The sequence below is a fragment of the Acinetobacter sp. KAM396 genome (assembly GCF_021602765.1).
Taxonomy (GTDB): Bacteria; Pseudomonadota; Gammaproteobacteria; order Pseudomonadales; family Moraxellaceae; genus Acinetobacter; species Acinetobacter towneri_A.
In genome coordinates this window covers 76,541-100,388 of record NZ_BPPH01000001.1, presented here as the reverse complement: position 1 = coordinate 100,388, position 23,848 = coordinate 76,541, and the positions used below count along the sequence as shown (strand labels likewise).

18 protein-coding genes and 1 pseudogene are annotated in these 23,848 nt (G+C 40.9%); 14 read left to right on the top strand and 5 right to left on the bottom strand.

The window, feature by feature from the left end:
* Positions 1–179 precede the first annotated feature (179 nt).
* From surE to L6C30_RS14945, 3 genes and pseudogenes are all read left to right on the top strand, one after another.
* Complete coding sequence (gene surE / locus L6C30_RS00555) at positions 180–956, top strand: 5'/3'-nucleotidase SurE (RefSeq protein ID WP_236162232.1); 777 nt, start codon at positions 180–182, stop codon at positions 954–956.
* A 106-nt stretch (positions 957–1,062) separates the two neighbouring features.
* The gene (locus L6C30_RS00550; RefSeq protein WP_236162233.1) at positions 1,063–1,890 is read left to right on the top strand and encodes a peptidoglycan DD-metalloendopeptidase family protein; all 828 of its coding nucleotides are present in this window, start codon (positions 1,063–1,065) and stop codon (positions 1,888–1,890) included.
* Positions 1,891–1,963: 73 nt separating this feature from the next.
* Positions 1,964–2,331, top strand: a pseudogene (locus L6C30_RS14945) (LysR family transcriptional regulator); the annotation flags it as partial.
* A 75-nt stretch (positions 2,332–2,406) separates the two neighbouring features.
* Here the strand turns inward: L6C30_RS14945 and L6C30_RS00540 are convergent.
* Complete coding sequence (locus L6C30_RS00540) at positions 2,407–3,618, bottom strand: aspartate aminotransferase family protein (RefSeq protein ID WP_236162234.1); 1,212 nt, start codon at positions 3,616–3,618, stop codon at positions 2,407–2,409.
* Positions 3,619–3,779: 161 nt separating this feature from the next.
* On the opposite strand from L6C30_RS00540, the gene grxD reads away from it, so the two are divergent.
* Positions 3,780–4,121 (top strand): Grx4 family monothiol glutaredoxin, encoded by a 342-nt coding sequence (gene grxD, locus L6C30_RS00535; RefSeq protein WP_236162235.1) that lies wholly within the window; start codon positions 3,780–3,782, stop codon positions 4,119–4,121.
* Between the two features lie 125 nt (positions 4,122–4,246).
* Here grxD and L6C30_RS00530 read toward each other — a convergent pair whose 3' ends face one another.
* Entirely contained in the window at positions 4,247–6,940 is a 2,694-nt protein-coding gene (locus L6C30_RS00530) for a Lon protease family protein (RefSeq protein ID WP_374706581.1), read from the bottom strand.
* A 194-nt stretch (positions 6,941–7,134) separates the two neighbouring features.
* Here L6C30_RS00530 and L6C30_RS00525 point away from each other — a divergent pair, with 194 nt between their 5' ends.
* The 4 genes from L6C30_RS00525 to rpmE all read left to right on the top strand — a co-directional run bounded on the left by L6C30_RS00525 (position 7,135) and on the right by rpmE (position 11,349).
* On the top strand, positions 7,135–9,315 hold the full coding sequence (locus tag L6C30_RS00525) for an MFS transporter (protein WP_236162236.1): 2,181 nt from the start codon (positions 7,135–7,137) through the stop codon (positions 9,313–9,315).
* Between the two features lie 17 nt (positions 9,316–9,332).
* Positions 9,333–9,734, top strand: coding sequence for a lactoylglutathione lyase (gene gloA / locus L6C30_RS00520; RefSeq protein WP_236162237.1), 402 nt, complete (start codon positions 9,333–9,335; stop codon positions 9,732–9,734).
* 187 nt (positions 9,735–9,921) lie between these two features.
* Positions 9,922–10,920: a bile acid:sodium symporter family protein gene (locus L6C30_RS00515; RefSeq protein WP_236162238.1), complete on the top strand. Its 999-nt coding sequence runs from the start codon at positions 9,922–9,924 to the stop codon at positions 10,918–10,920.
* A 204-nt stretch (positions 10,921–11,124) separates the two neighbouring features.
* Positions 11,125–11,349: a 50S ribosomal protein L31 gene (gene rpmE / locus L6C30_RS00510; protein WP_004971624.1), complete on the top strand. Its 225-nt coding sequence runs from the start codon at positions 11,125–11,127 to the stop codon at positions 11,347–11,349.
* A gap of 86 nt (positions 11,350–11,435) precedes the next feature.
* Here the strand turns inward: rpmE and L6C30_RS00505 are convergent, their stop codons facing one another.
* Genes L6C30_RS00505 through epmB form a run of 3 tightly spaced genes read right to left on the bottom strand, consistent with a single transcriptional unit; the run spans position 11,436 to position 16,317 of the window.
* Positions 11,436–13,559, bottom strand: coding sequence for an EAL domain-containing protein (locus tag L6C30_RS00505; protein ID WP_236162239.1), 2,124 nt, complete (start codon positions 13,557–13,559; stop codon positions 11,436–11,438).
* Positions 13,541–15,286 (bottom strand): GTPase, encoded by a 1,746-nt coding sequence (locus L6C30_RS00500; RefSeq protein WP_236162240.1) that lies wholly within the window; start codon positions 15,284–15,286, stop codon positions 13,541–13,543. Before L6C30_RS00500 ends, L6C30_RS00505 begins: the two co-directional genes overlap by 19 nt.
* Before the next feature lie 14 nt (positions 15,287–15,300).
* Positions 15,301–16,317, bottom strand: coding sequence for an EF-P beta-lysylation protein EpmB (gene epmB / locus L6C30_RS00495; RefSeq protein WP_236162241.1), 1,017 nt, complete (start codon positions 16,315–16,317; stop codon positions 15,301–15,303).
* Positions 16,318–16,631: 314 nt separating this feature from the next.
* On the opposite strand from epmB, the gene efp reads away from it, so the two are divergent.
* From efp to L6C30_RS00465, 6 genes are all read left to right on the top strand, one after another.
* Positions 16,632–17,201, top strand: coding sequence for an elongation factor P (gene efp, locus L6C30_RS00490; RefSeq protein ID WP_026438184.1), 570 nt, complete (start codon positions 16,632–16,634; stop codon positions 17,199–17,201).
* A gap of 168 nt (positions 17,202–17,369) precedes the next feature.
* Positions 17,370–19,469 (top strand): carbon starvation CstA family protein, encoded by a 2,100-nt coding sequence (locus L6C30_RS00485; protein ID WP_236162242.1) that lies wholly within the window; start codon positions 17,370–17,372, stop codon positions 19,467–19,469.
* A gap of 10 nt (positions 19,470–19,479) precedes the next feature.
* The gene (locus tag L6C30_RS00480) at positions 19,480–19,785 is read left to right on the top strand and encodes a YbdD/YjiX family protein (protein WP_019837636.1); all 306 of its coding nucleotides are present in this window, start codon (positions 19,480–19,482) and stop codon (positions 19,783–19,785) included.
* Positions 19,786–19,971: 186 nt separating this feature from the next.
* Positions 19,972–20,898, top strand: coding sequence for a MoxR family ATPase (locus L6C30_RS00475; protein ID WP_152421051.1), 927 nt, complete (start codon positions 19,972–19,974; stop codon positions 20,896–20,898).
* Between the two features lie 10 nt (positions 20,899–20,908).
* The gene (locus tag L6C30_RS00470) at positions 20,909–21,814 is read left to right on the top strand and encodes a DUF58 domain-containing protein (protein WP_236162311.1); all 906 of its coding nucleotides are present in this window, start codon (positions 20,909–20,911) and stop codon (positions 21,812–21,814) included.
* A gap of 5 nt (positions 21,815–21,819) precedes the next feature.
* Positions 21,820–23,847: a DUF3488 and transglutaminase-like domain-containing protein gene (locus L6C30_RS00465; RefSeq protein WP_236162243.1), complete on the top strand. Its 2,028-nt coding sequence runs from the start codon at positions 21,820–21,822 to the stop codon at positions 23,845–23,847.
* The last annotated feature ends 1 nt before the right edge of the window (position 23,848 follow it).

Sequence of the window (23,848 nt, the reverse complement as noted above, 5' to 3'; positions counted from 1 at the left end):
GCGCTAAATATATATAATCTTTTGTATATTTCAATGAAATGTGCTGATCAGTCATTTTGTTGTCGTGTGCTTATTAAATGTGCTTAGGCATGAATCAGGCACAAACAAGTTTAAGATTGAACCGACGTTGCTATATTTTAGTATATAACCTTTATATTTGTTTTATCTGAGATTTTTCTGTGAATATTTTGATAGCCAATGATGATGGCGTGTTTGCACCTGGTATCCAAGCTTTGGCGAAAGCCTTAAAACCTTTGGGTCGCGTGGTGATTGTTGCACCCGAAAGTGAACGCAGTGGTTTTTCGAGTGCGCTGACTTTAGACCGACCATTACGTCCTGTGCAAATTGCTGAAGATGTCTGGGCAGTGAATGGTACACCTGCAGACTGTGTCTATTTGTCGATGAATGGATTGTTCGATTTCGAATTTGATTTGGTGGTCAGCGGCATTAACAGCGGTGCAAATCTAGGGGATGATGTACTGTACTCAGGCACAGTCGGTGCGGCTTTTGAAGGACGTTTGATGAAACAGCCTGCGATTGCAGTATCACTTGCAGGGCATAATGTACGTGCTTATCAGCATCCACAAGATTATATGCAGGCAGCGCAGTGGGTGCATGACTTCATTGCTCAAGGTTTGCCAAGTTTACCACCTCGTCATATTTATAATGTCAATATTCCGGATGTGCCTGTTTTGCAGGGCACAAAAGTAACGTATCAAGGGCAACGCACCCAGTCCAAACCTATTACCAGTCAGGTCGATCCGCGTGGACGTCAAGTGTATTGGATTGGTTTATCGGGCGAGGCAGTGGCTGCACCGAAAAAAGGCTTAACAGAAATTGAGTCCGATTTTTTTGCGGTAGCGAATGGCTATGTCAGCGTGACGCCAATTCAGATGGACGCCACTAATTATGACGTTTTGCAATCATTGCACAGTCAATTTCCCCCAATTGGCTAACTAATGTTATAACTTTGTGAAAAAGTAGCTTGTAAGCCTCATTTCAAGGACTTTTTTGCTACTCTAAGCGCAATAGAAAGTATTTAGAATTTGTAGAGAGGAAAGAATGCCCGTGGTGTTTCAATATCGTTTATTTAGCACACCAACAGCATTGTTGAAAACCTTAGTTTTATCCAGTGCTATTGTTGCTACCATTGTGTTGAGTGGTTGTGCCTCTAAACCTCAAGTAAATAATTCTGCACGTTTTGCCACAGCGCCGAATTTTTATACTGTACGTTCGGGTGATACTTTAAGTGGTATTGCCGCGCGTTATGGTTTGAGCTACCTCAGCATTGCAGAGATGAACGATATTGCACCGCCTTATCGTATTTATGTCGGGCAGTCTATTCGCCTAAAAAGCGGTAATGCACCACGTACCACAACCACACGCCCTGTAACGCAGGCCGCACCAATTCAGCGTCAAACAGTCACTTTGCCAACGAATCCTGTAACACCTGCACCGGTAACATCGACTACCACCACAACCAGCAGCTCAACGACACCAAGTACACCTGTGCGTAGCAGCACATTACGTTGGGTGAAACCATCGCAAGGTGCGATCATTGAGCATTTTAATTTAGCAACTAATGTTAAAGGTATTCGTTACGGTGGCAATGTCGGTGATCCAATTTATGCAGCTGCCGATGGCCAAGTGGTTTATGCAGCCGATGGTCTGAAAGAATATGGTAATTTAGTTTTAATTAAACATGTTGATGGTTACATTACTGCTTATGCGCATAACAGTAAGATGAATGTGAGCAGTGGTCAGAATGTGACTGCAGGTCAAAAGATTGCCGAAATGGGTTCTTCAGGTGCAACACGTACCATGTTGGAGTTTCAGGTACGTCTAGATGGCAAGCCAATTAATCCGACTCAGGTTTTACCAATAAATTAAATTTCACCGCATAAAACAATAAGTTGCTTTTATCGATAGATGAAGGCAACGATTATAATTTTAGAGGGAATTGATATTAGATCAACTACTAGCAATGGGTCTATTTGCTTGTGTTGTTGAAAAAAACTCGTTTAGCGGTGCATCACGTGATTTAGGGATCACCACTAGTGCCGTCACTCAACAAATCCGTTCACTAGAGCAAGATATACAGTCAGACTTCTGCATCGTTCTACTAGAAAACTGAATTTGACTGAAGTAGGGCAAGCTTTTTCCCCCAGTTGTCAAGAAATGCTTGCTGCTGAGCGTGGTAAAATACGCATTAATGAATTTAGAGATGATTTGGTGGGTGATTTAAGCATTGCCACCACGCTAGAATTAGGCGCGAACCATGTGATTCCTGCACTTTATCATTGGCTATCTGCCCATCGAGGCATATTAATTGAACGTTGATAATGTGCTTGATCGATGAGTTAACAAAAAGCCGCAGTTTGAATTGCGGCTTTTTTAGCAATTCATTTAAGCCAAGAATTTTTTAATCATTGCTACAAGGCGTTCAATCAGTTGATCTGCCTGAGCCTGTGTAATGTTTAAAGTTGGCAATAAACGCACCACAGAACCTGCAGTTACGTTAATAATCATTTTGTATTCGTCACGGGCAATATCGACCAATTCTGCACATGGTTTTGGTAATTCAATACCAATCATCAAGCCAAAACCACGCACGCTTACATTTTGGTCTGCTAATTGCTGACGCAATTGCTCCACAATATAGCCACCCATTTTTGCTGCATTTTCTACTAGGTTTTCTTTCTGGATGGTGTCAATCACGGTATAAACGACACGTGAACCAAGCGCAGTACCGCTATAAGTAGAACCATGATTTCCTGCAGTAAGAACGCCTACACCGCGACCTTGCGTCATGACCGCACCAATGGGAAAACCGTTGCCCAAACCTTTGGCGGTGGTCAGTACGTCAGGCACAATGTTGGTATGCTGATAAGCAAAGAATTTACCTGTACGCCCATTTCCTGTTTGTACTTCATCCAGCATCATCAGCCAGTTGTGTTGATTACAAATACGACGGATATCTTCTAGGTAGCTAAAACCTTGTGGAGCAGTATTCACACCGCCTTCGCCCTGAATCGGCTCGACTAAAATAGCCACAATATCAGGATGCTGAATCGCAGCTTCTTCAATGGCTTCGATATCACCAAAAGGCACACGAATAAAACCTTCAACCAACGGTGCAAAACCTTCCTGAACTTTTTTATTGCCTGTTGCAGAGAGGGTTGCCAAGGTACGACCATGGAAAGAATGATCGGCCACAATAATTTTAGGATTGGCAACGCCTTGCATGTGACCAAACTTACGTGCAATTTTAATTGCACCCTCGTTAGATTCTGCACCACTGTTTGAGAAGAACACTTCTTCCATGCCTGCAACTTGAGCCAGTTTTTGTGCAGCAGCAGTTTGCCATGGCACTTCAAACAAGTTACTGGTGTGAATTAAAGTCGCCGCTTGATCGGCAATTGCTTCGGTAATCGCAGGATGTGCGTGACCTAAACCACATACAGCAATGCCTGTAAGTGCATCTAAGTATTCTGTGCCATTTTCAGTATAAAGATAAGAACCTCGACCGCGGACAAAGCTGATCGGCTGACGGCCAAATACAGGCATCAAATGTGATGGTTGATCAGTTTGCACAGGAGCAAGGGTAATGTTATTCATGACTAACTCTTATCTGTTAGGTTGGAGGAAAAAACTTATATAAGCAAAATCTACTGCAGATGGAAAGCCTAATTGTAAATAAAATTGGATTTATTGCTTTAGACGTACTGTTTTGCTCGGTTTTGGGTATAATGCCACACAGATGAGTTGAGGATTTACCAATGACTGAACAAGTACGTGATACCGAAGCGTTAATTCGTGAACAAATTGCTAAACATGCTGTTCTTCTTTATATGAAAGGCACACCACAATTTCCACAATGCGGTTTTTCTGCGCGCGCAGTAGAAGCACTCAGTCAAATTGGTCGTCCTTTTGCCTATGTGAATATCTTAGAAAACCAAGATATTCGTACCACTTTGCCAAAAATTGCGAACTGGCCAACGTTCCCACAATTGTGGATTAATGGCGAACTCATTGGTGGTAGCGATATTATGTTGGATATGTTCCAAAAAGGTGAGTTAAAACCTTTGGTTGAGCAATATAGCCCAGCACCTGAAGTTTAAAAGTATTGGACTTGGGTCAAATCAAACCCAAGTCATCCATACAAAAAAGTTGATATAAAAAAAGCGCCTCGGCGCTTTTTTTTATATCTGGAATGAGCTTGAATAACTGACTCGAATGACTACGCTTAGTCTGTTACAGAACTTTCTGTTGTAAGTTCAGTCGTTTCAGCTGACTCGGCAGTATCCTCATCCGAAAGTGCTGCATTAGATGGTTCAGCCGTTTTCTGTTTTTTCTTGGCTTTTTGCGCTTTGTCCTTTTGCTCTGGGTCTTTTTTGTCCTTTTCTTTCTTGGACTTTTTCTTTTTCTTCGGCTCTTCTTCAATTTCTGCACCATCTTCAATGGCTTGCCAATATTCAAGTTGTTCCATCACTGCAGCGTAAATTGAACCTTTGCTGTAACGTCCTTTTTTAGTGAGTTTACCAACAGGACGTGCCATTAAAATTTCTAAGGCTTGGTCAATGGTATCAATGGCGTGAATGTGGAATTGACCTTGTTCTACGGCTTCAATCACATCTTTACGCAACATGAGGTGCTGCATATTTTGACGTGGAATAATTACACCTTGCTTACCCATTAAACCTTGCAGTTTACAGGCATCAAAGAACCCTTCAATTTTTGCGTTCACGCCACCAATGGGCTGTACCTGACCAAGTTGATTCATTGAACCTGTAATGGCCCAAGATTGATCAATAGGTAACTGGCTGATTGCAGAAATCAAAGCCGAAAGCTCAGCCACCGTTGCGCTGTCGCCATCAACTTGACCATAACTTTGCTCAAAGGCGAGGGCAGCAGAAAAATGCAAAATTTGTTCACGGCCAAAATGTGCTTTAAGGAAACTGGCCATTAACAATACGCCTTTGGCATGTAAAGAACCGCCTAGTTCTACACTGCGTTCAATATCTAAAATATCGCCACCGCCTTGGTAGACCGAAGCTGTTAAGCGCGAAGGCAAGCCAAATTCGACATCGGCATAGTGAATCACTGACAAGGCGTTAATTTGCCCTAAACGATGCCCACGTGTTTCGATTAACTGCGTACCGCGTGATAAATCTTGCCAGTACAGCTCTCTTAAATAGCCTAAGCGATATTTACGATGATCGAGCGCAGTATTGATATGTTGTTCGGAAACAGTTTTATCACCTGCCTGTGCTGCATGGTGATGCGATTCACGAATTAAATCACCCAAGGTGAGGGCATGTAAGGAAAGTGAGCTTTGATCTTCAGCTTGACGGCTTGAGTCAGTAAGTAATGCTGCCAAAGCAGAACGGTCAAAAGGCAATAATTTGTCAGATTGCACATAGTCGGCAATCAGTTGCATATACGCTTGCTCGTTTTCGTCATTACGTTGTAATGTATCGGTAAAATCGGCACGGATTTTAAAAACGCTGCCCAGTTCGGGTTCTAACTCTAAAATTTCATAATAAATTTCAGGTTCTGCCAGTAAAATCACTTTAATATTCAGTGGAATGGCTTGCGGTTCAATGGAAATGCTACCTGTTAAGGTCAGCATGTGCTCCAATGATGAAAGTTTCAATTGTCCTGACTTTAAGGCGCGTTTCAGTCCTTGCCAAGCATAAGGCTGTTCCAGTAATTGTTCTGCTTCGAGCATCAAAAAGCCGCCATTGGCTTTGTGTAAGCTGCCAGCACGAATTAAGGTAAAGTCAGTGGTGATGGTGCCATTTTGCGTGAGTTGTTCCACATGCCCCAATAAATTGTAATGGGTTGGAAAATCTTCAAAAATAACAGGTACGCCGCTGTTAGGTTTGTGCGTCACAATAATATTAGCTTGATAGCGTGCAGGAATACGACTAAATGTGCCAGGACGAAAATCATCTTCTTCCTGTTCTAAAACAAATTCGACATTATTTATGATGTCTTCGGCATAATATTGTAAATATTCAGTCAAACCTTCGACGCTAGGGTATTTATTTTCAATAATATCAATACGTGGCATCACCACTTGTTTGGCAATATCACGGTTCAAGTCTTGAACTTTGTCACGTGCATCATCTTCTAAATCGCCCAAATGCAAACCCAAACGCTCCAGTTTTTTATTCATATAACGAATATTGGACGCAATTTCTGCACGGGTTTTGCTGTCTAAAGCATTAATATCTTCCTTAGACATTTCCTGCATTTTATCATTTTTCAGATGCACGGGTACAAAACAATGTTCATCTTCCTGCGCAATCAGTTTTAAATCGAGTTCTTCACCTTCACTGGTCAGCTCAATCAAAGCTTGTTGCTGTTCATCACCCGCTTGTTGACGAATCATTTCAATGCGGTTGTGATAGGTTTCTGCTGTAAAACGACGTTCAAGTTGCTTTAAAATAGTTTGCCAAGTTTGATGTAACAAGCTTTGGAATTTAGGCGCTTGACCTGCAGGCAATTGCAAGGCAATCGGTTGGCGCGGGTGTTTGAAGTTATTGACATAAACCCAGTCATTTGGGGTCGGCATGCTCTTAGCATGTTGCTGTAGCAAACGCTTGACCATGGTACGTTTGCCCAATCCCGCCGTACCCACTGCAAAAATATTGTAGCCAGAATATGGCAGGGAAATACCTGCTTCAACCGAAGCGCGTGCCCGATCTTGTCCTAAAAAATTATTCAGCGGTTTAATGCGTCGGGTTGAAGCGGGAATATTATCGTAATTTGGAATATGGGTGAGTTGTGTTGCTGTGAGTCGCGTATTTTCTAAGGTGGTTTGTATTTCGCTTTGTTCAAAGGCAGAGCTGAGAAGCGGTTGTTGTGCGTCTGGCACTGCTGTTGTTGTGTTGGTTGTCATTGATGGGGTGATTTGATCAAGTCTTTGGGTCACTGTAGAAATCCAAAACGAAATAGTGCAGTTAGAAGTTTAAAGGTATACAGGTTTAAGCGGAAAATTCAAGCAAAGCCGTAATTTTTACTACATAATGACAAGGCTGTGGTGGATAATTTCATAAATACTGTTGAAACAGAAGCTATTCCGCGATTGAATAACAACACTTTGACTTGATAGAAAATAATAATCGAATGACCACACAACAGACTGGGCAAACTTCAGCACAAAATACAGGGTGGAAAGCGGCATTTACGACATTTTTAGACCGTCGTGCGCTAATTATGCTGTTTTTGGGCTTCTCTGCAGGTATTCCAATTTTACTGATTTTTTCCAGTCTATCCTTATGGTTGGGCGAAGCAGGTATTGATAAAAGTGCAGTGACCTTCTTTAGCTGGGCCGCTTTGGGTTATTCCTTTAAATTTGTTTGGGCGCCATTAATTGATGAATTGCCTGTACCCTATTTAACTAAAAAACTGGGGCGTCGTCGGGCATGGCTTCTCATTGCCCAATGTTTAATTGTCTGTGCAATTGCCGTGATGGCATTTTCTGACCCTGCGTTGGGACAGTCACATTTATATCAAATGGCATTTGGAGCAGTATTACTGGGTTTTTCTGCTGCTACGCAAGATATTGTGATTGATGCATACCGTATTGAATTGGCTGAAACTCAAATGCAAACCGTATTGGCATCGACCTATAACGCGGGCTATCGCATTGGGATGATTGTCGCGGGGGCAGGTGCTTTATTTTTGGCAGCATCATTAGGTACAGCCAAAGGCAACTATATTTATAGTGCATGGAAAATGACTTATTTGGCGATGGCTTCGGTGATGCTGATTGGCATTATCACGACTCTAGTGATTCGTGAACCACAAGTCAATCGGGTCAACAAGCATTATCAACGACGTGACTATTTCCGTCTAGTTGCAGTGTTTTTTGTTGCGGTACTAAGTTTTGTGTTCTGCTATGTTTTTTCGGGTAATTTAACCGAAACCTTAAAACAACAATTCCAACTCAAAGATGCATTTTTATTATTTTCGATAGAAGCTTTACGATTTATTGCATCGGGTGCAGCGGCTGTAGGTATGGGCACAATTTTGGTCAAATTGGGCGCAGTCAATAAACAGATGGCATTTGAAACATGGGTGCATCCTGTCGCAGATTTTTTTAAACGCTACGGCATGAAACTGGCACTGGTGTTACTACTCTTAATTGGTTTTTATCGAGTTTCAGACATTATTGCAGGTGTAATTTCTAATGTGTTCTATCAGGATCTAAACTTTAGCAAAGAACAAATTGCCGAAGCGGTTAAGGTTTATGGGGTTATTTTTAGCTTGGTGGGTGGCTTCTTGGGTGGCTTACTGGCACAGCGCATGAACATTATGAAATTAATGTTTGTCGGTGCAGTGTTGGCATCATCCACTAATCTTATTTTTATTGGTCTGGTGAAGTCAGGACAGCAACTGAGCGATGTGCAAGTTTATGTGGGGCAGCAACAATATCAAACCCAAGCCGATGAAGTTGGATATTGGAAAGTGGCTGTGCCTAGTCAGGTTTTAGCAACGCAGGATGAAATTCAGGTGCGTGCACAATACCAAACGGGCGATATGCCGTCACGTTTAGTGGCGATGCCGTATTTGCATCAAACTGAGGCCGAAACTGCGCAACTTCAGTTTTTACCACTGACGTCGGATAATCGTATTAGCGCAAATGAAACCAGTAACAGTATTGTCGTACGTGGGCAATATGCAGGGCCTGCCTTAACCGAACAGCAAAAAATTGTACTACAACTAGATGGGCAAAGTTTTGATGCAAAACTGGATGCGCAAGGGATTTTTACTGCAGCGATTGCAGGACAGCTTTTAGCAGACTCACCAAGCAAACAACTACAAGTCGTACTGTGGAATGGGCAGCAAATAATACAGCAACACAGTCAAACCTATCAGGTGGACTTAAGCACTCATGAAGCCAATCCTTTGGATGTAGATATTCAACCTTTGCCGATCGTTCAATCATCTTCAAACAATATGGTTGAAATTCAGGGCAAGGTGATTAAACCATATAGTACAGCATGGTTATATTTTGCCATTATTGTCGATAACTTGGCTTCAGGTTTGGCAGGTGCAGCTTTTATTGCTTTTTTATCGAGTTTAACCAGTGTATCATTTACTGCAGTGCAATATGCAATTTTTAGCTCACTTATGACCCTGACCCCTAAGATTTTAGGCGGTTATTCGGGTACTATAGTGACGAATATTGGCTATCCGAACTTTTTTCTTATGACCACTTTAATTGGAATACCTATTCTAATTTTAGTGGTGTGGGTAGCGAAACTGTTGGGTGAGCATCAACGTACAAGCAAAACCGATTGAATAAAAGGATGAATGTCATGCGCATGCTGCATACCATGTTACGTGTTGGTAATTTAGAGCAATCATTAAAATTTTATACAGAAGTTTTAGGTATGACTTTGCTCCGTAAGCGTGATTACGAAGAAGGTCATTTTACGCTTGCTTTTGTAGGTTATGGCGATGAAGAAAATCATACCGTTTTGGAGCTGACCCATAACTGGGATACAGAAAGTTATGATTTGGGTAATGGCTATGGTCATATTGCAATTGGGGTGGAAGACGCCTACAAAGCATGTGAAGAAATTAAAGCACGTGGTGGTAAGGTGGTACGTGAAGCAGGACCAATGAAAGGTGGCGTGACGGTCATTGCCTTTGTTGAAGACCCAGATGGTTATAAGATTGAACTGATTCAGCAAGATCAGAACGCACGCAATAATTAATCTTTATCTGTGCAACAGTGAAAAATAAACGTTTATTACACAATAAACTGTATATTGTTCAGTATTCATTTTAAAAATATTGAACATCACCTTAAAATGCTCGCTTTTTGAATAGAGCTCAGTAATATACCTTTATCGAAAGGTAAAAATTACTGGGCTTTTTTTGCAACAGTAAAAAATACAGGATGTGTTTATGTTGAAGTTATTGGCATTGGACCGTTTTACCATTCTTTTGTTTGTGATGGTGATCCTCGCCAGTGTCGTGCCTGTGTCAGGGCAGGCCGCCGAAGTTTTTAGTGTGATTACGACGGTTGCCATTGCAATTTTGTTCTTTTTGCATGGGGCGAAATTATCACGTGAAGCTGTCATTCAAGGCATGATGCATTGGAAATTGCATGCGTTGGTGTTTACTTTTACTTTTGCGTTATTTCCGATTTTAGGTTTGCTAGCTAAGCCAATTTTAGTTCCAATGCTTGGGCAGGAGTTGTATTGGGGGTTTTTGTTCATGTGTTTTTTGCCTTCAACCGTCCAATCTTCAATTGCCTTTACTTCAGTGGCAAAAGGCAATGTTGCCAGCGCAGTCTGCAGTGCGTCTTTTTCTAATTTAATTGGGATGTTTATTACCCCGGTTTTAGTAGGAATCTTTATTTTAGGGCAGTCTGAGCACGGTTTTGACCCGACAAACTCGATTATTCAAATTACGTTATTGTTATTGGTGCCATTTATCTTGGGGCAATTATTACGTCCTTATGTTTTTCCACAGATGCTGAAATTGCCAAAATTGGTCAAGGTGTTTGATCAGGGTTCGATTTTGATGGTGGTTTATGGCGCATTTAGTGGGGCAGTGGTAGCAGGATTGTGGCATCAAGTCAGTGGTATGACTTTATTGCTGTTGATTATTGCCTGCTCAATGTTATTGACCCTTGTGATGTGGTTGGCGTGGGTTGTACCGCAATGGTTGGGTTTTGCACGTGAAGATCAAATTGCCGCATTTTTTTGTAGCTCCAAAAAAACCTTAGCCAGTGGTGTACCAATGGCACAAATTTTATTTATTGGGCAGCCTTTGGGGATGATTGTTTTACCCATCATGATTTTCCATCAAATTCAGTTAATGGTGTGTGGCGTGATTGCCAATTATCTTGAGAAGCAGTCAGATTCGACTGAACCGCAAGAATTAAATTCCTAAGAATAATTAGCTTTAAAATATTTTATTCCGTATAATATTGCCCAACTTGTTGTGCTTAGCTCTGACGGTATCCGTCTCGGTGGGCCAAAAGAATGGTCTGTTGTGGTGTTGGTCTGTTTTTAAAGCATTTCCTCATTTTTGTTAATGAGAGTGACCAATTGCGATGACAGCTTAAGCCTTCTTAAATCTTAGGAGTAATCGACGATGCGCGCCGATATTCACCCAAAATATGAAAAATTAGTTGCAACTTGTTCTTGCGGTAACGTAATCGAAACTCGTTCAGCAGTTGGTAAAGAAACTCTTTATCTTGACGTATGTTCTGCATGCCACCCGTTCTACACTGGTAAGCAAAAGAATGTTGACACTGGCGGTCGTATCGACAAGTTCAAACAACGTTTTGCTGGTATGTCACGTTCTATCAAACGTTAATATCCAGTACAAAAAAACGGGCAATTGCCCGTTTTTTTGTGCCTTAGATTTAGGATCTAAAAATATAGACCCTAATGCACAAGACCTTATTGGTCTTGCACATCAATTAAATGATCGAGTTTTTTCTGGAAATAATCACCCTGAATAAAGCGTGCATCGACATTCCATGCATTTGCAAACAGGTTCATATCATTTAAGTCACGTAATAACACTTCAATAGGTTTAATTTCACTATAAATGCTCAATTGTTCCTGCAATTCTTGCGTAGAGTCATCTGAAGCCAGTTTTTCAGTCAGTGCGCTGTGTAAGGTTAAGTAGTGAATATCAACTTGTTTCAAGATGGATTCACTATAAATCGAATGACCAAAATCACGTAGAGAAATTTCAGCACCGTGCTGACGTAATAAATTGATTTGTTTCTGTGCATCACCTAAGTTTTGACTGATATCTTCTTCTGAGAATTGCAAAATTAATGGATGGCTGATACGGCTTCCAATAATCGTAATCAGTTTAGACACAAACTCAGGGAAGCTACGGTCTTGTAATAAAACAAATTTGTTTAAATTGACAATCAACTTTGCTTCAGGGTATTGGGTAATGAAATTGTGTAATTGTTTACAGGCTTCAACCAAAATCCAACGATCCAGTTTAATGGCTAATTCTGGGTCTTCTGCCAAGTCAATTAAGCCAGTCAGTGGTTGCCATTCGGTATTGAAAATAAAGCCGCTGGTTACTTCGTAGGTATATAAGTTAGTATCTTGCTTGTCGTAAAGTTGTTGATATTTAAGATGAATTTCACCTCGATCTAGGCTTTGACGTATAGCAGCAATAATTGCTGATTCACTGTAGGATTGTGGTACAGCAACGGCAGGTTCAATTACATTTAAATTAGATTCACCAAAGGATAAGTCTAAGGCTAAACCTGAGTTATGTTGTTCTTGTGGCTTTGGTAATGCGTTGGCAAAACCTTGGCTAATCAGTTGTTCAAAATTGCTTTCATTTTGAATATCTTGAGTGAGCGGCACATAACCAATACGCAAATTAAGCGGATAGCTGTGTTGATCTACCGTGAGTAATTGGGGTTTCGTGAGTGAGTTTAAGCCAATCAGTTTTGATTCTAAAATTGTAGGCGATTCTGCTTGGAACAAACCAACGACTAAACCATTACTCACATTAAATAAAGGTACATTGGTCTGTTCTTTTAAAAAGTTTTTAATGTTGGCAAAGTAATTTTTTGTGGTTTGCCAGTCGGATTGGAAAATTGAATCTGGGCAGTTCGCCAACGAAAACACCACCAAAGCATTATCACTAGAAGGCTGTTTGGCTAAAGTACGATTCACCAATTGGTAGGCGCTAGGCTTTGCTGTCGCTTTGTCTGAGGTGGTTTGAGTAGGGGCTGTATTATGCGCAGTATTTTCAATATCTATGGTGATTTGTATGGCGTCGTCAGCTGCTGCAATGAATTCAATTTTGAGTGGGTTTTGTTGTGCCAGAAGCGGGTTTTGGCTATGAATATCAAAATGGCCGTGTTCAAACTGTCCTTGACTGACTTTCTTAAAGCGGAATTTAAAATCTGTAATATCTTGGGGTTGCAATAAATCTAATAATGGCAAGCCAATAATGTCATCTTCACTTTTTAAACCAAATAGCTGTAAATATTCAGCATTGGCTTGTGCATGAATTCCTTCCTGAATAATTGCCACAGCTTTGCTACTGTCTTCGACTAGCGCCTGTGCTTGTGATTGCGCATTATCAAGTTCAGTCATAAGTTGTTCTTGTGACTGTTGTAAGCGACTAAAAGACAATGCGCGAATTAAGCCAAAATAGAAGCGTTCAGGATAATCTAAATTGATAATGTCATAGATGCCTTTGCGCACATAACTGGTATATTGTGTGGCATCGTAATCATCTGGTTTGAGTAACAGTAGCGGAAGATTCGGTTGCTGTGATGCACGAATTAAAGTAAGGGCCTGATCGATTTTCATGTCATAAGCACGACCAAAAATCACCAAATCCCAAGTTAAATGTAATTGTTTTTCAAAATTTTTTATGTCATCTAAGAGATAAGCCTGAACACGGTGCTCATTTGCAGTGAGTTGCTCACAAATTTGATTAAAACGTATTTGGTTGTCATCGATTATGAGTAAACGTGTTTTGGTACGTTTGAGCTTTTTAGATAATAATGGATTTCTCACTTTAATGCTTCCCATATATCGTGATTTTTAACTTCATTCACTTGTTTCTGAATAAAACCATCAATTAAAGGCTGTTGTTGATCATTTAACAACTCAAAATCAAAGCGAATAAAGCTTTGGGTAATCAGTAACGGTTTAATTAAGAACACTTTAAGTTCTTCTTCACCTAAACGTAATTGTATGGTTTTTTTATCACGTAAAATTTGCAGATTTGGCAAAATCAACGTGTTATTGACTTCATCAACCTGTGTACTTTGTACCAATAATGTTGGATGATAATTTCCCGTATGTCGATCTGTTTTAATAAAAACAGAACAAGGATAAATATCTTGAGTTAAAATTTCCAAACCAACTTCTAAACTTTTTTCAACTGATTGTTTAATCCAACGGATTACACCAGCACGCCACGGACTTTGGCTATTTTCCTGAACGAGAATAAATTCACCAGTTTTAAGGTTTTTCGGTGTTTCACCGGTCCATTTAATACGATAGCCATTGACACTAATATCTAAAACATCGGCATTGTGAATTTGTTTGGCTTGACGGTCTAAAGTTTTAACAGCGCTAATATCTACCGTAGAATTGGCATGCATGGCGTTGACAAACTGGCTTTCATTCTGGAATTGGTAGTTATCTCCCAAAGCCAATGTTTCATTGAAGTTTTTACCATTAGAGAGATAAAAATGTGCCACAGTTAATCCAAAGCAAATTTTAATTCGTGCCGAATACTCATAACGCTCATGCACACGTTCTGCCGTATTGGTCAAAATATTATGCAAGTGGAAATGTAGGGCAGGAGTTAAGAACAGTTTTTCATTGCGTGATAAATTTACAGCTTTACGACCTTGAGCTTCATTTAAATGATCAAGCAGGGATTGAGTTGCAATAAAAATGTTGGCATGAAAGCCTTGGCTTTGGTGCGAATTGTAAATAGGGGGATGATCTTTACTTGCATCGACCACATAACGTGAAAATGTCGTTTCTTTGGGTAAAACTTGAATCAGTTTTGCCCAGTCAAAGCTACAAAGATATAAACCTTGAATTTCAGTAGGTCGAATTTGATGGGTATTGAAAATTTCCAATAAAATCAGCTGTGCATAGGCTTGTGCAATATTAATCAGTTGATGTTGTGTACCTTGTAACTGATTAATATTATTTAAATAATAATGTTGTTGAATTGCAGTATCTAAAAGTTGGTGTGCAATCAGCCACTGATTTGGCAAGGCGGGGCTATAAAGCATGTGTTGTTGATAGCGCAGTAGAGCCAATTGCTGTAAAGCATAATAGCTAGATAGAACTCGTGCAGTTTGTAAATTCTTCTTTAAATTAAAGGCAAATAAAGAAAACTTTTGTTGAGAGAGTTGTTGGTGACTGCGTCGGGAAATATCAATATACACTTTGGCGAAGTGACTGCGTAATAACAGCGCGAGTTCAACAATATGATCGTTGCGGTCATTACTAATTAAGGCCTGATTGAAAAAATGCTTTTCTAGGCTGGTGAGTACATTTTCAAGTGTTGGATGAATAGCTTGAATTAAGTCAAAACGTAATGTTTCCTGACATTTCAGTTGTGAAATTTCTAACAGTGCATTAAACAGGGCTTGGGAAGAATCACCCAATTGTAAAATGGATAAATCCGTTGCCCACGCTTGAATGCTTTTAACCGTATTTTGACAAAAACTCAATTGCTCCAGCTTTAGTTCGCTGGGAACTAGAAAAAGATCTGAAGTATTTATATTCATGATTATTATTTAACTCAATAAGTTGAAACCCCAAATAAAGGTGTCTTGTTTTTTTCGCCCGCAATTTCCCTAACGAGTTTAGGAACTAAATAGCCAGGTAAGTTCGCTAAAAGCTCTTTATAGATGTGATCAATGTCTTGCGGCATTAAATCAAAATGATACGCTCCTTTTACTTTATCTAACACGTGTAAATAATAAGGCATCACCCCCGCATCAAAAAGACGATAGCTTAAATCGGCCAAGACCTGAGCAGAATTATTGACCCCATTTAATAAGACTGCTTGATTCAGAACGGTGAAATTTTGCTCAACTAACTTGGTGAGTTGCGAACACGTAAAGTCATCTAATTCTGATGCGTGATTCGAGTGTACCACTAGAATAATACGCAGCCTACTGTTTTTTAGTAAGGAAATCAGCGATTCATCGATACGGTTGGGAATAACAATCGGAACTCGTGAGTGAATTCTCAAAAATTTTAATTGCGGAATAGATGCTAAGCGTTCAATCCAGATATTCAATTTACGATTTGACAAAGTGAGTGGGTCACCACCACTTAAAATCACTTCATTAATATCGGGCTGGCTTTCAATATAATTACGGATATTGTCCCAATCTTCAGTTTTTGGCAGGTTTTCTTGATAAGGAAAGTGTCTTCGGAAACAATAACGGCAATGCACGGCGCAAGCACCAGTCAGGGTGAGCAAAAAGCGTGATTTATATTTGTGTAAGACTCCAGGTTGTTGATTGGCTTGTTCCTCACCCAAAGGGTCGGTGACAAATCCGGGATGATCTTCAAGTTCTAAATGATGCGGCAAAACTTGTAATAGCAAGGGATCGAGCGGATTGCCTTTTTGCATTTTGGCAACAAATGCTCTTGGGGTACGCAATTTAAACTGATTTGATGCCAGTAATGCACCTGACAGCAACTGCTGTTCAGACAACTCTAAAAGATTTAACAATTCGCGTGGGTCGGTGATCAAGTCACTGAGTTGAGATTGCCAGTTTTGTTCTTGGTACAGGTAATTGATCATGCCAGAAAAGTTTTAAATATAAGGTGAAATGAACCAAGCACACATCTGTATAGCCTAGAAGAATTCTGTGTTTATTGAGCGTGAATGCCGTGAATGATTTGATCGCTTTGAATCAGAATCATTATAAAACAGCTGATTTTACCGATATCTTGAGGCGATCGGTAGTGGATTTTCATTGCTTCGTTATGGCTTGCTCATTTACAATACGTCCGATGAAAAAAAAGATGTTGCAAGATGGCGAGCATCGCAAAGCTGCGTTGGTCATTTGCTTGTAGCATATATAGTTAAGTTAGTCAGTTTGGAGTGTGCCAGTCATGGCCTATTATTCTACGAATGATTTCAAGTCAGGCCTTAAGGTTATGCTTGATGGTAACCCATGTTCAATCATGGAAAATGAATATGTAAAGCCAGGTAAAGGTCAAGCGTTTAACCGCGTAAAACTTCGTAACCTTCGTTCTGGTAAAGTTTTAGAAAAAACATTTAAGTCTGGTGATTCATTAGAAGCAGCTGACATTGTAGAAGTAGAAATGGAATATCTCTACAACGATGGCGAAATGTGGAACTTTATGGATCCTGTATCTTTTGAGCAAATAGCTGCTGATAAAACCGCAATGGGTGATGCTGCAAAATGGTTAAAAGATGATTCAAACGAAAAATGTACCATTATGTTGTGGAATGGCGTACCTTTAACAGTAAGCCCACCAAACTTCGTAGTATTAAAAATCGTTGAAACTGATCCAGGCGTTCGTGGTGATACTTCTGGCGGTGGCGGTAAACCAGCGAAACTTGAAACAGGTGCAGTAGTACGTGTTCCATTATTCGTTCAGCAAGAAGAAAGCGTTCGTGTAGATACTCGTACTGGCGATTATTTAGAACGTGCATAATGGTTTAAAAATAGACTATTATCGCAAGGGATGATGAAAATCATCCCTTTTTTTATGCCAAAGTATTAGATCAAAACAAGGAGATGCAGAGTAAAGTCGCAAAGGAAAACAGCAGTACCTCGAATAATTTAAGACGCTGATTGAATGCAACAAATATGAGGGATTGAAATGGAATCTGTTCAGCCGAAGTCAACTCTGACTTCAAAAATTATATGGCTTTTGGTCGCCATATTGGGTGCAGTATCTTTTGGGATATTGGCAGTCAGTAGAGGCGAACACGTCAATGCAGTCTGGTTAGTTTTAGCCGCAGTCTGTGTCTATAGCATCGCATATCGTTTCTACAGTTTATTTATTGCCACCAAAGTCTTTGAATTAAATGAACGACGTTTAACCCCTGCACATCGTTTGGCAGATGGTTTGGATTATGTGCCGACCAATAAAGGCGTGCTGTTCGGGCACCATTTTGCGGCCATTGCAGGTGCAGGTCCTTTAGTCGGGCCTATTCTCGCTGCACAAATGGGATATTTGCCAGGGACTATTTGGCTTTTGGTGGGCGTAGTGTTGGCGGGTGCAGTACAGGACTTTTTGGTATTGTTTATTTCGACCCGTCGTGATGGTCGCTCTTTGGGTGAAATGGCCAAGCAAGAACTCGGTTCATTTGCAGGTGTGATTGTCATGCTCGGTGCATTGGGTGTGATGGTGATTATTCTTGCTGTGCTGGCGCTAGTCGTGGTTAAAGCCTTAACCAATAGCCCGTGGGGTGTATTTAGTATTGCAGCCACCATCCCAATTGCAATTTTTATGGGCATTTATATGCGCTTTATCCGCCCAGGGAAAATTGCAGAGGTCTCCATTATTGGTTTTGTACTGATGATGATGGGTATTATCTACGGTGAAAATGTAGCACAACATCCCTATTGGGGCCCACTGTTTACCCTAAGTGGTACAGAGCTGACTTGGTGCTTAATTGCTTACGGTTTTATTGCCTCAGTATTGCCTGTGTGGTTACTGTTGGCGCCACGTGATTATTTATCTACCTTCTTAAAAATTGGTGTGATTGCAGGTTTGGCTGTCGGGATTGTATTTGCAATGCCTGAAATGAAAATGCCTGCCGTGACACAATTTATTGATGGTACTGGCCCTGTTTTTGCGGGTTCGATGTTTCCTTTCTTATTTATTACGATTGCTTGTGGTGCGATCTCGGGTTTCCACGCACTGGTTTCTTCAGGTACGACGCCAAAACTGGTCAATAACGAAAAAGACATTCGGATGATTGGCTATGGCGGCATGTTGATGGAGTCTTTCGTGGCGATCATGGCGATGATTTGTGCCACGGTGCTAGACCCGGGCGTGTACTTTGCTATTAACGCACCCACTGCAGTTTTAGGTACAACTGTCGAAAGTGCGGCAGAAGCGGTACGAAATTTAGGCTTTGTGGTGAGCCCTGAAACTTTAACCATTTTGGCAAAAGAAGTGGGCGAAAGCTCGATTCTGTCACGTACGGGCGGTGCGCCAACTTTTGCGATTGGTATGGCACATATCATCACCGAGATTTTTAATAACCGCTCGATGATGGCGTTCTGGTATCACTTTGCCATTCTATTTGAAGCTTTATTTATTTTAACTGCGGTAGATGCAGGTACACGTGCTTGCCGTTTCATGGTGCAAGATACTGTGGGGATTGTTATTCCTGTGGTGAAAAATTCTCATAATTTCTTTGGTAACTTGCTTGGCACGGCAGTCGCAGTGGCAGGTTGGGGCTTTTTCGTCTATCAAGGGGTGGTCGATCCTTTAGGCGGTATTAACAGTTTATGGCCGCTGTTTGGTATTGGTAACCAAATTTTGGCAGCAATGGCGCTCATTTTAGGTACAGTGATTTTGTTTAAAATGAAAAAAGAAAAATATGTTTGGGTGACGATTATCCCAACCGTATTCTTGTTCATTACTTCCATGACCGCAGGCTGGCAAAAGATTTTCCACGACAATCCAAAAATTGGTTTCTTGGCGCAAGCAGATCGTTTCAGTGCCGCAATTCAACGCAATGAAATTTTAGCACCTGCTAAAACAGTCACCGAAATGCAAACCATTGTGATGTCGAATCAAATTAACGCCGTGTTATGTGCATTCTTTATGATTGTGGCATTTGTGATGTTGTTCGCTGCTATTAGGGTAATTCGCCGTGCATTGGCAAGCCCAACGCCAACTGTACATGAAGCCGAAGCGATTTATCGTGATCCTGAAACTATTCAGCCAAATAGCAGTCATTAGGAGTCAGCACATGATTAAGCTGAAATTTGCCCAACAGGGCAAAACAGTGATTTACAACATCATTAAAATGACCATCATGTCGCAAAAGGATTTGATTTTGAATCCGAAAAACTGGTCGCGTATCGCTACTTTGTGGCAGCGTTTGCAACAAAGTTTTCGTTTAATGGTTGGTGTACCGGATTATCAGAACTATTTGGAACACATGCGTAAGCATCATCCAGATTTAGAAGCCATGGATGCGAAGACTTTTTATCGTTATTGTGTCGATGCCCGTTATCCATCGGCAAAAGGTGGTTTGAAAAAGTGTCCGTGTTAATCCCGCATCAGGATGAAAAGTATAGAGATATGGGCTGCTTAACCCTCAGTGATTAGGCAGCTTAGAATATCTTTAGGATTTCTTTGGAAATTTAGAAAAACGGTGTATGTTTAAACATGCGCCATTTTTTTTGGGACAAGGGGATTTACTGTGATTTGGGGTACAGAAAAAGTTCAAAAACAACAACTGACGCAAGCGCAGCAACCGCTCAATGCACAAATTGAATTTTATGCTGGCAAAATTCAGGCTTTTTTGACAGAAATTAATACCATTATTTTAGATAAAGAACAGCAGACCAAATTGGCGCTAAGTTGTTTGTTAGCAGGCGGGCATGTGCTTTTTGAAGATTTACCCGGATTAGGTAAAACTACCTTAGCGAGCGCTTTAGCCCACTTGGCAGGTCTACAATTTCAGCGCATTCAATTTACCAATGACATGCTGGCTAGTGATGTGATTGGTGTAAATATGTTCAATCAAAAAGAACATCAATTTGAATTTAAGCAAGGTCCTATTTTTACCCAAATTTTATTGGCCGATGAAATTAACCGTTGTTCGCCTAAAACTCAAAGTGCCTTGTTAGAAGCCATGGAAGAGGGGGCAGTCACGGTGGATGGTGTGCGTTATGGTTTACCACAACCCTTTTGGGTAATTGCCACACAAAACCCACTGTTTCAAAGTGGTACTTATGCGCTGCCAGAATCACAGCTTGATCGCTTTTTAATGCGTTTGACTTTGGGTTATCCATCGCGTTTTGCTGAAAAAATGCTGTTGCAACAAAACTCAAGACATGCGCTGATTGCTAGTTTGAAACATATTTTTACTGAAACAGAAATTTTAAACTTACAGCAATTGGTCACAGAAATTCACGTATCAGATACTGCGCTAGACTACTTACTCGACTTAGCCGCAGAAACCCGTAAAGCTCGCCACGGATTATCGACTCGTGGTGTTTTGGCATTAAAAAAAGCAGCGCAAGCTCACGCCTTAATCGAGCAACGCAGTTTTGTCACTGCCGATGATATTCAAGCGGTATTTGTGGCCGTTGCGGCACATCGTATTGGATTGAGTGAGGCAGAAACTTTGCAGGTGATGCAACAGGTTAAAGTGAGTTAGTACACGCATGTTGAAGCAAGCATGGCAAAACTGGATCAAGACACGTTTTCTGTTTGATCGGCACAAAATCTTAAAACAAAAAGATATTTTGGTTTTTACTTACCAACAGGGTTATCTGTATTTAGTACTGATTTTGATCACGTTTATTGCTGGCGTGAATTATGGTAATAACTTGATTTTAGGCTTTTGCTTTTTGATCAGCGCCATTTTGTGTATCAGTTTTTATTTGACCTTTAAGCAGCTGCATGAATTAGAGATTGAAATTGTGACCCCGGAAGTTGGGCAAGTGGGCGAAGTATTGCAATTACAATTGCATTTCAAACAACAGCTCGCCCAGACACGTTATTTATGGATTAAAGCCGATCATCAATTAGCAAAGGTTCTCATTCAAGACACCCAACAGCAGTATATTTTGACATTTTTTGCAGCACAACGTGGGCAGTTTCATTACCCTCATTTACACATTTATTCGGTTTATCCTTTTGGACTAGTACGTGCATGGACTTACTTGAATTTGTCACGTATCACTTGGGTGGCGCCAAAAGCCGACATATATAGCGCAGAAAACAAACAGCATCTACACAGCTTTCAACCCGATTTAGACGAGTTTCGTGAGCTGCGTGATTTTCAATTGGGCGATTCCTTGCAAGCCGTGTCATGGAAGCAAGCTGCACGCGGTCAGGGCTTATATGTAAAAGTATTTGAACAATATCAGGATCAACAGAGTATCGATATTTATTATGAACACATGCCTGCACCGACCCACGAAGAAAAATTAAGTTTGATGATGGGTTTGGTCGAGCAATGCGAACAACAACAGTTGAATTATGCCATGTTTTTGCCGCATGCGATCCTTGAAAAAGGTGTGGGTGAGCGTCAGTTGAAACAGGCAAAAATTCTTTTGGCACAGGCTTGACAATCATGCACCACTCAATTCAGCAATCTATTCTGCTTAGCCTGATTTTAATTTTGGCTGCTCACATGCTGTTTAGCCCTGTGGCATTGAGTATTATTTTTGCCATGATGTTGTTGCTGTTGTATCGTCACTATAAAAAGAAGACAGCACGTATTTCTAAAGTTTTGACTTATGGATTGACCTGCTGTGCTTTAGCCAGTATTTATCTGAGTTATCAAAGTCTGATAGGCATAGAGGCAGGGGTTGGCTTATTAAGCACCTTTTTGTTTGCCAAAGCTTTAGAAAGTCAAACCCAACGCGACCTGATTATTTTATTTAATTTTGCACTCTTTGTGAGTGCCAGTTCATTTTTATATAGCCAAAGCATGTGGATGACCGTGTTGGTCATTCTATGTTTGATCAGCTGTTTAATTGGATTATATCGAATTCAAAAAAGCGCATTTGCAGATTATGCGTCGCGTCATTCGAGCAGCCAAGATGCGAGGCATGACCTTAAAAATGTCGCCAAGTTTATTGCATACGCTTTGCCATTCTTTTTATTATTATTTTTATTCTTTCCTCGTTTGCCGCCATTATGGCATGTGCCTATTCCAGACGCCAAAGGTGTGACAGGTATTAGTGACACGATGTCACCGGGCGATATTGCTGAATTATCACAATCTTCTGCTTTGGCATTTCGTATTGTGGGGAATATGCAGCAACTGCCGCCACGTTCAAAACTATATTGGCGGGCGATGGTACTAGATCAATATGATGGTCGTACATGGACAAGCAATTTTAGCAATCAACAACCTGTTCAGGCAGCACAATTACAGCCAGACCAAGTCGATTTTCAGTATCAATACATTACAGCAGATCCACGTGTCCAATGGATTATGGCATTGGAAAAATCCGTGCCAAATCAGCAGGGATATATATTGCGCAGTGATTGGAGTATGGTGCCACAGCGTCAAAATGGTCGGATTCAACCGATTGCTTTGCAGTGGGTTGGGGAATCCGCACGTATTCAAGGGGATGATGCACAGAACGAGCGTTATCGACGCTTTAGCCAGCGTTTAAATGTTCAGGTACAGACGCAATCTGACCCAAAAGCTCAGCAATTTGCCCTGCAGATGTTTGCTCAAAGTCAGCAACAACCTGAACGCTACGTGCAGAATGTATTGCAGTGGTACCGAAGTAATGGCTTTAGTTATACCTTAAAACCTGGAATGCTCGGACAAAACCGAGTCGATGAATTCTTGTTTCAGAGTAAGCAAGGTTTTTGTGAACATTATGCCTCAAGTTTTGCCTTATTGATGCGTTATGTCGGGATTCCAGCGCGTGTAGTCGTGGGCTATCAGGGTGGGGAACTTGCACCCGATGGACAAAGCTGGGAAGTACGACAGCAAGATGCACATGCTTGGACAGAAGTGTTGCTCAATCAACAATGGGTACGCATAGACCCGACAGCCATCATTGCACCTCAACGTATAGATGATGGTATGCAAAACCTAATGGCAGATGATCGGGCCGTTTTGGGTGCTGACACACAAATGTGGCAATACCAACATTCTAATTTTATTCGTTCTTTACGGGTGTGGAGTGATTATGCAAGTTATCAATGGCAAAGCAAGGTCGTGGGTTATGATGCCGAGTCACAGCGTCACTGGTTTGGATGCTTAGGGCTGCACTCAAACTATGCTTTGGCAGCGGTGTTGGTTTCAAGTATTCTCTTGATCTTAGCAGGGTATTTTGGCTGGATTTTTTGGAAAAAACGTCAGCAAGGTTCTCGCATAAATCGTGCCTTAGACAAATTTTCTAAAAGATTGCCCGCTCAGTTGCAAAAACAGGATGCAGAAACAGTGAGTGTGTGGATGCAGCGTTTAGCAGCGCAGGTAGATGCAAATGAACAAGAGGCATTTAAGCGTTTAGGCGTGTGTTATCAACAATATACTTATGCGCCTGAGTATGACTCTACTTCAGAGCAGGTAGTTTTGGATTTGCTTAAAACTTGCGCGGATGTGCTGAAAAAACACAGAAAGGGCTTGTCTTAAA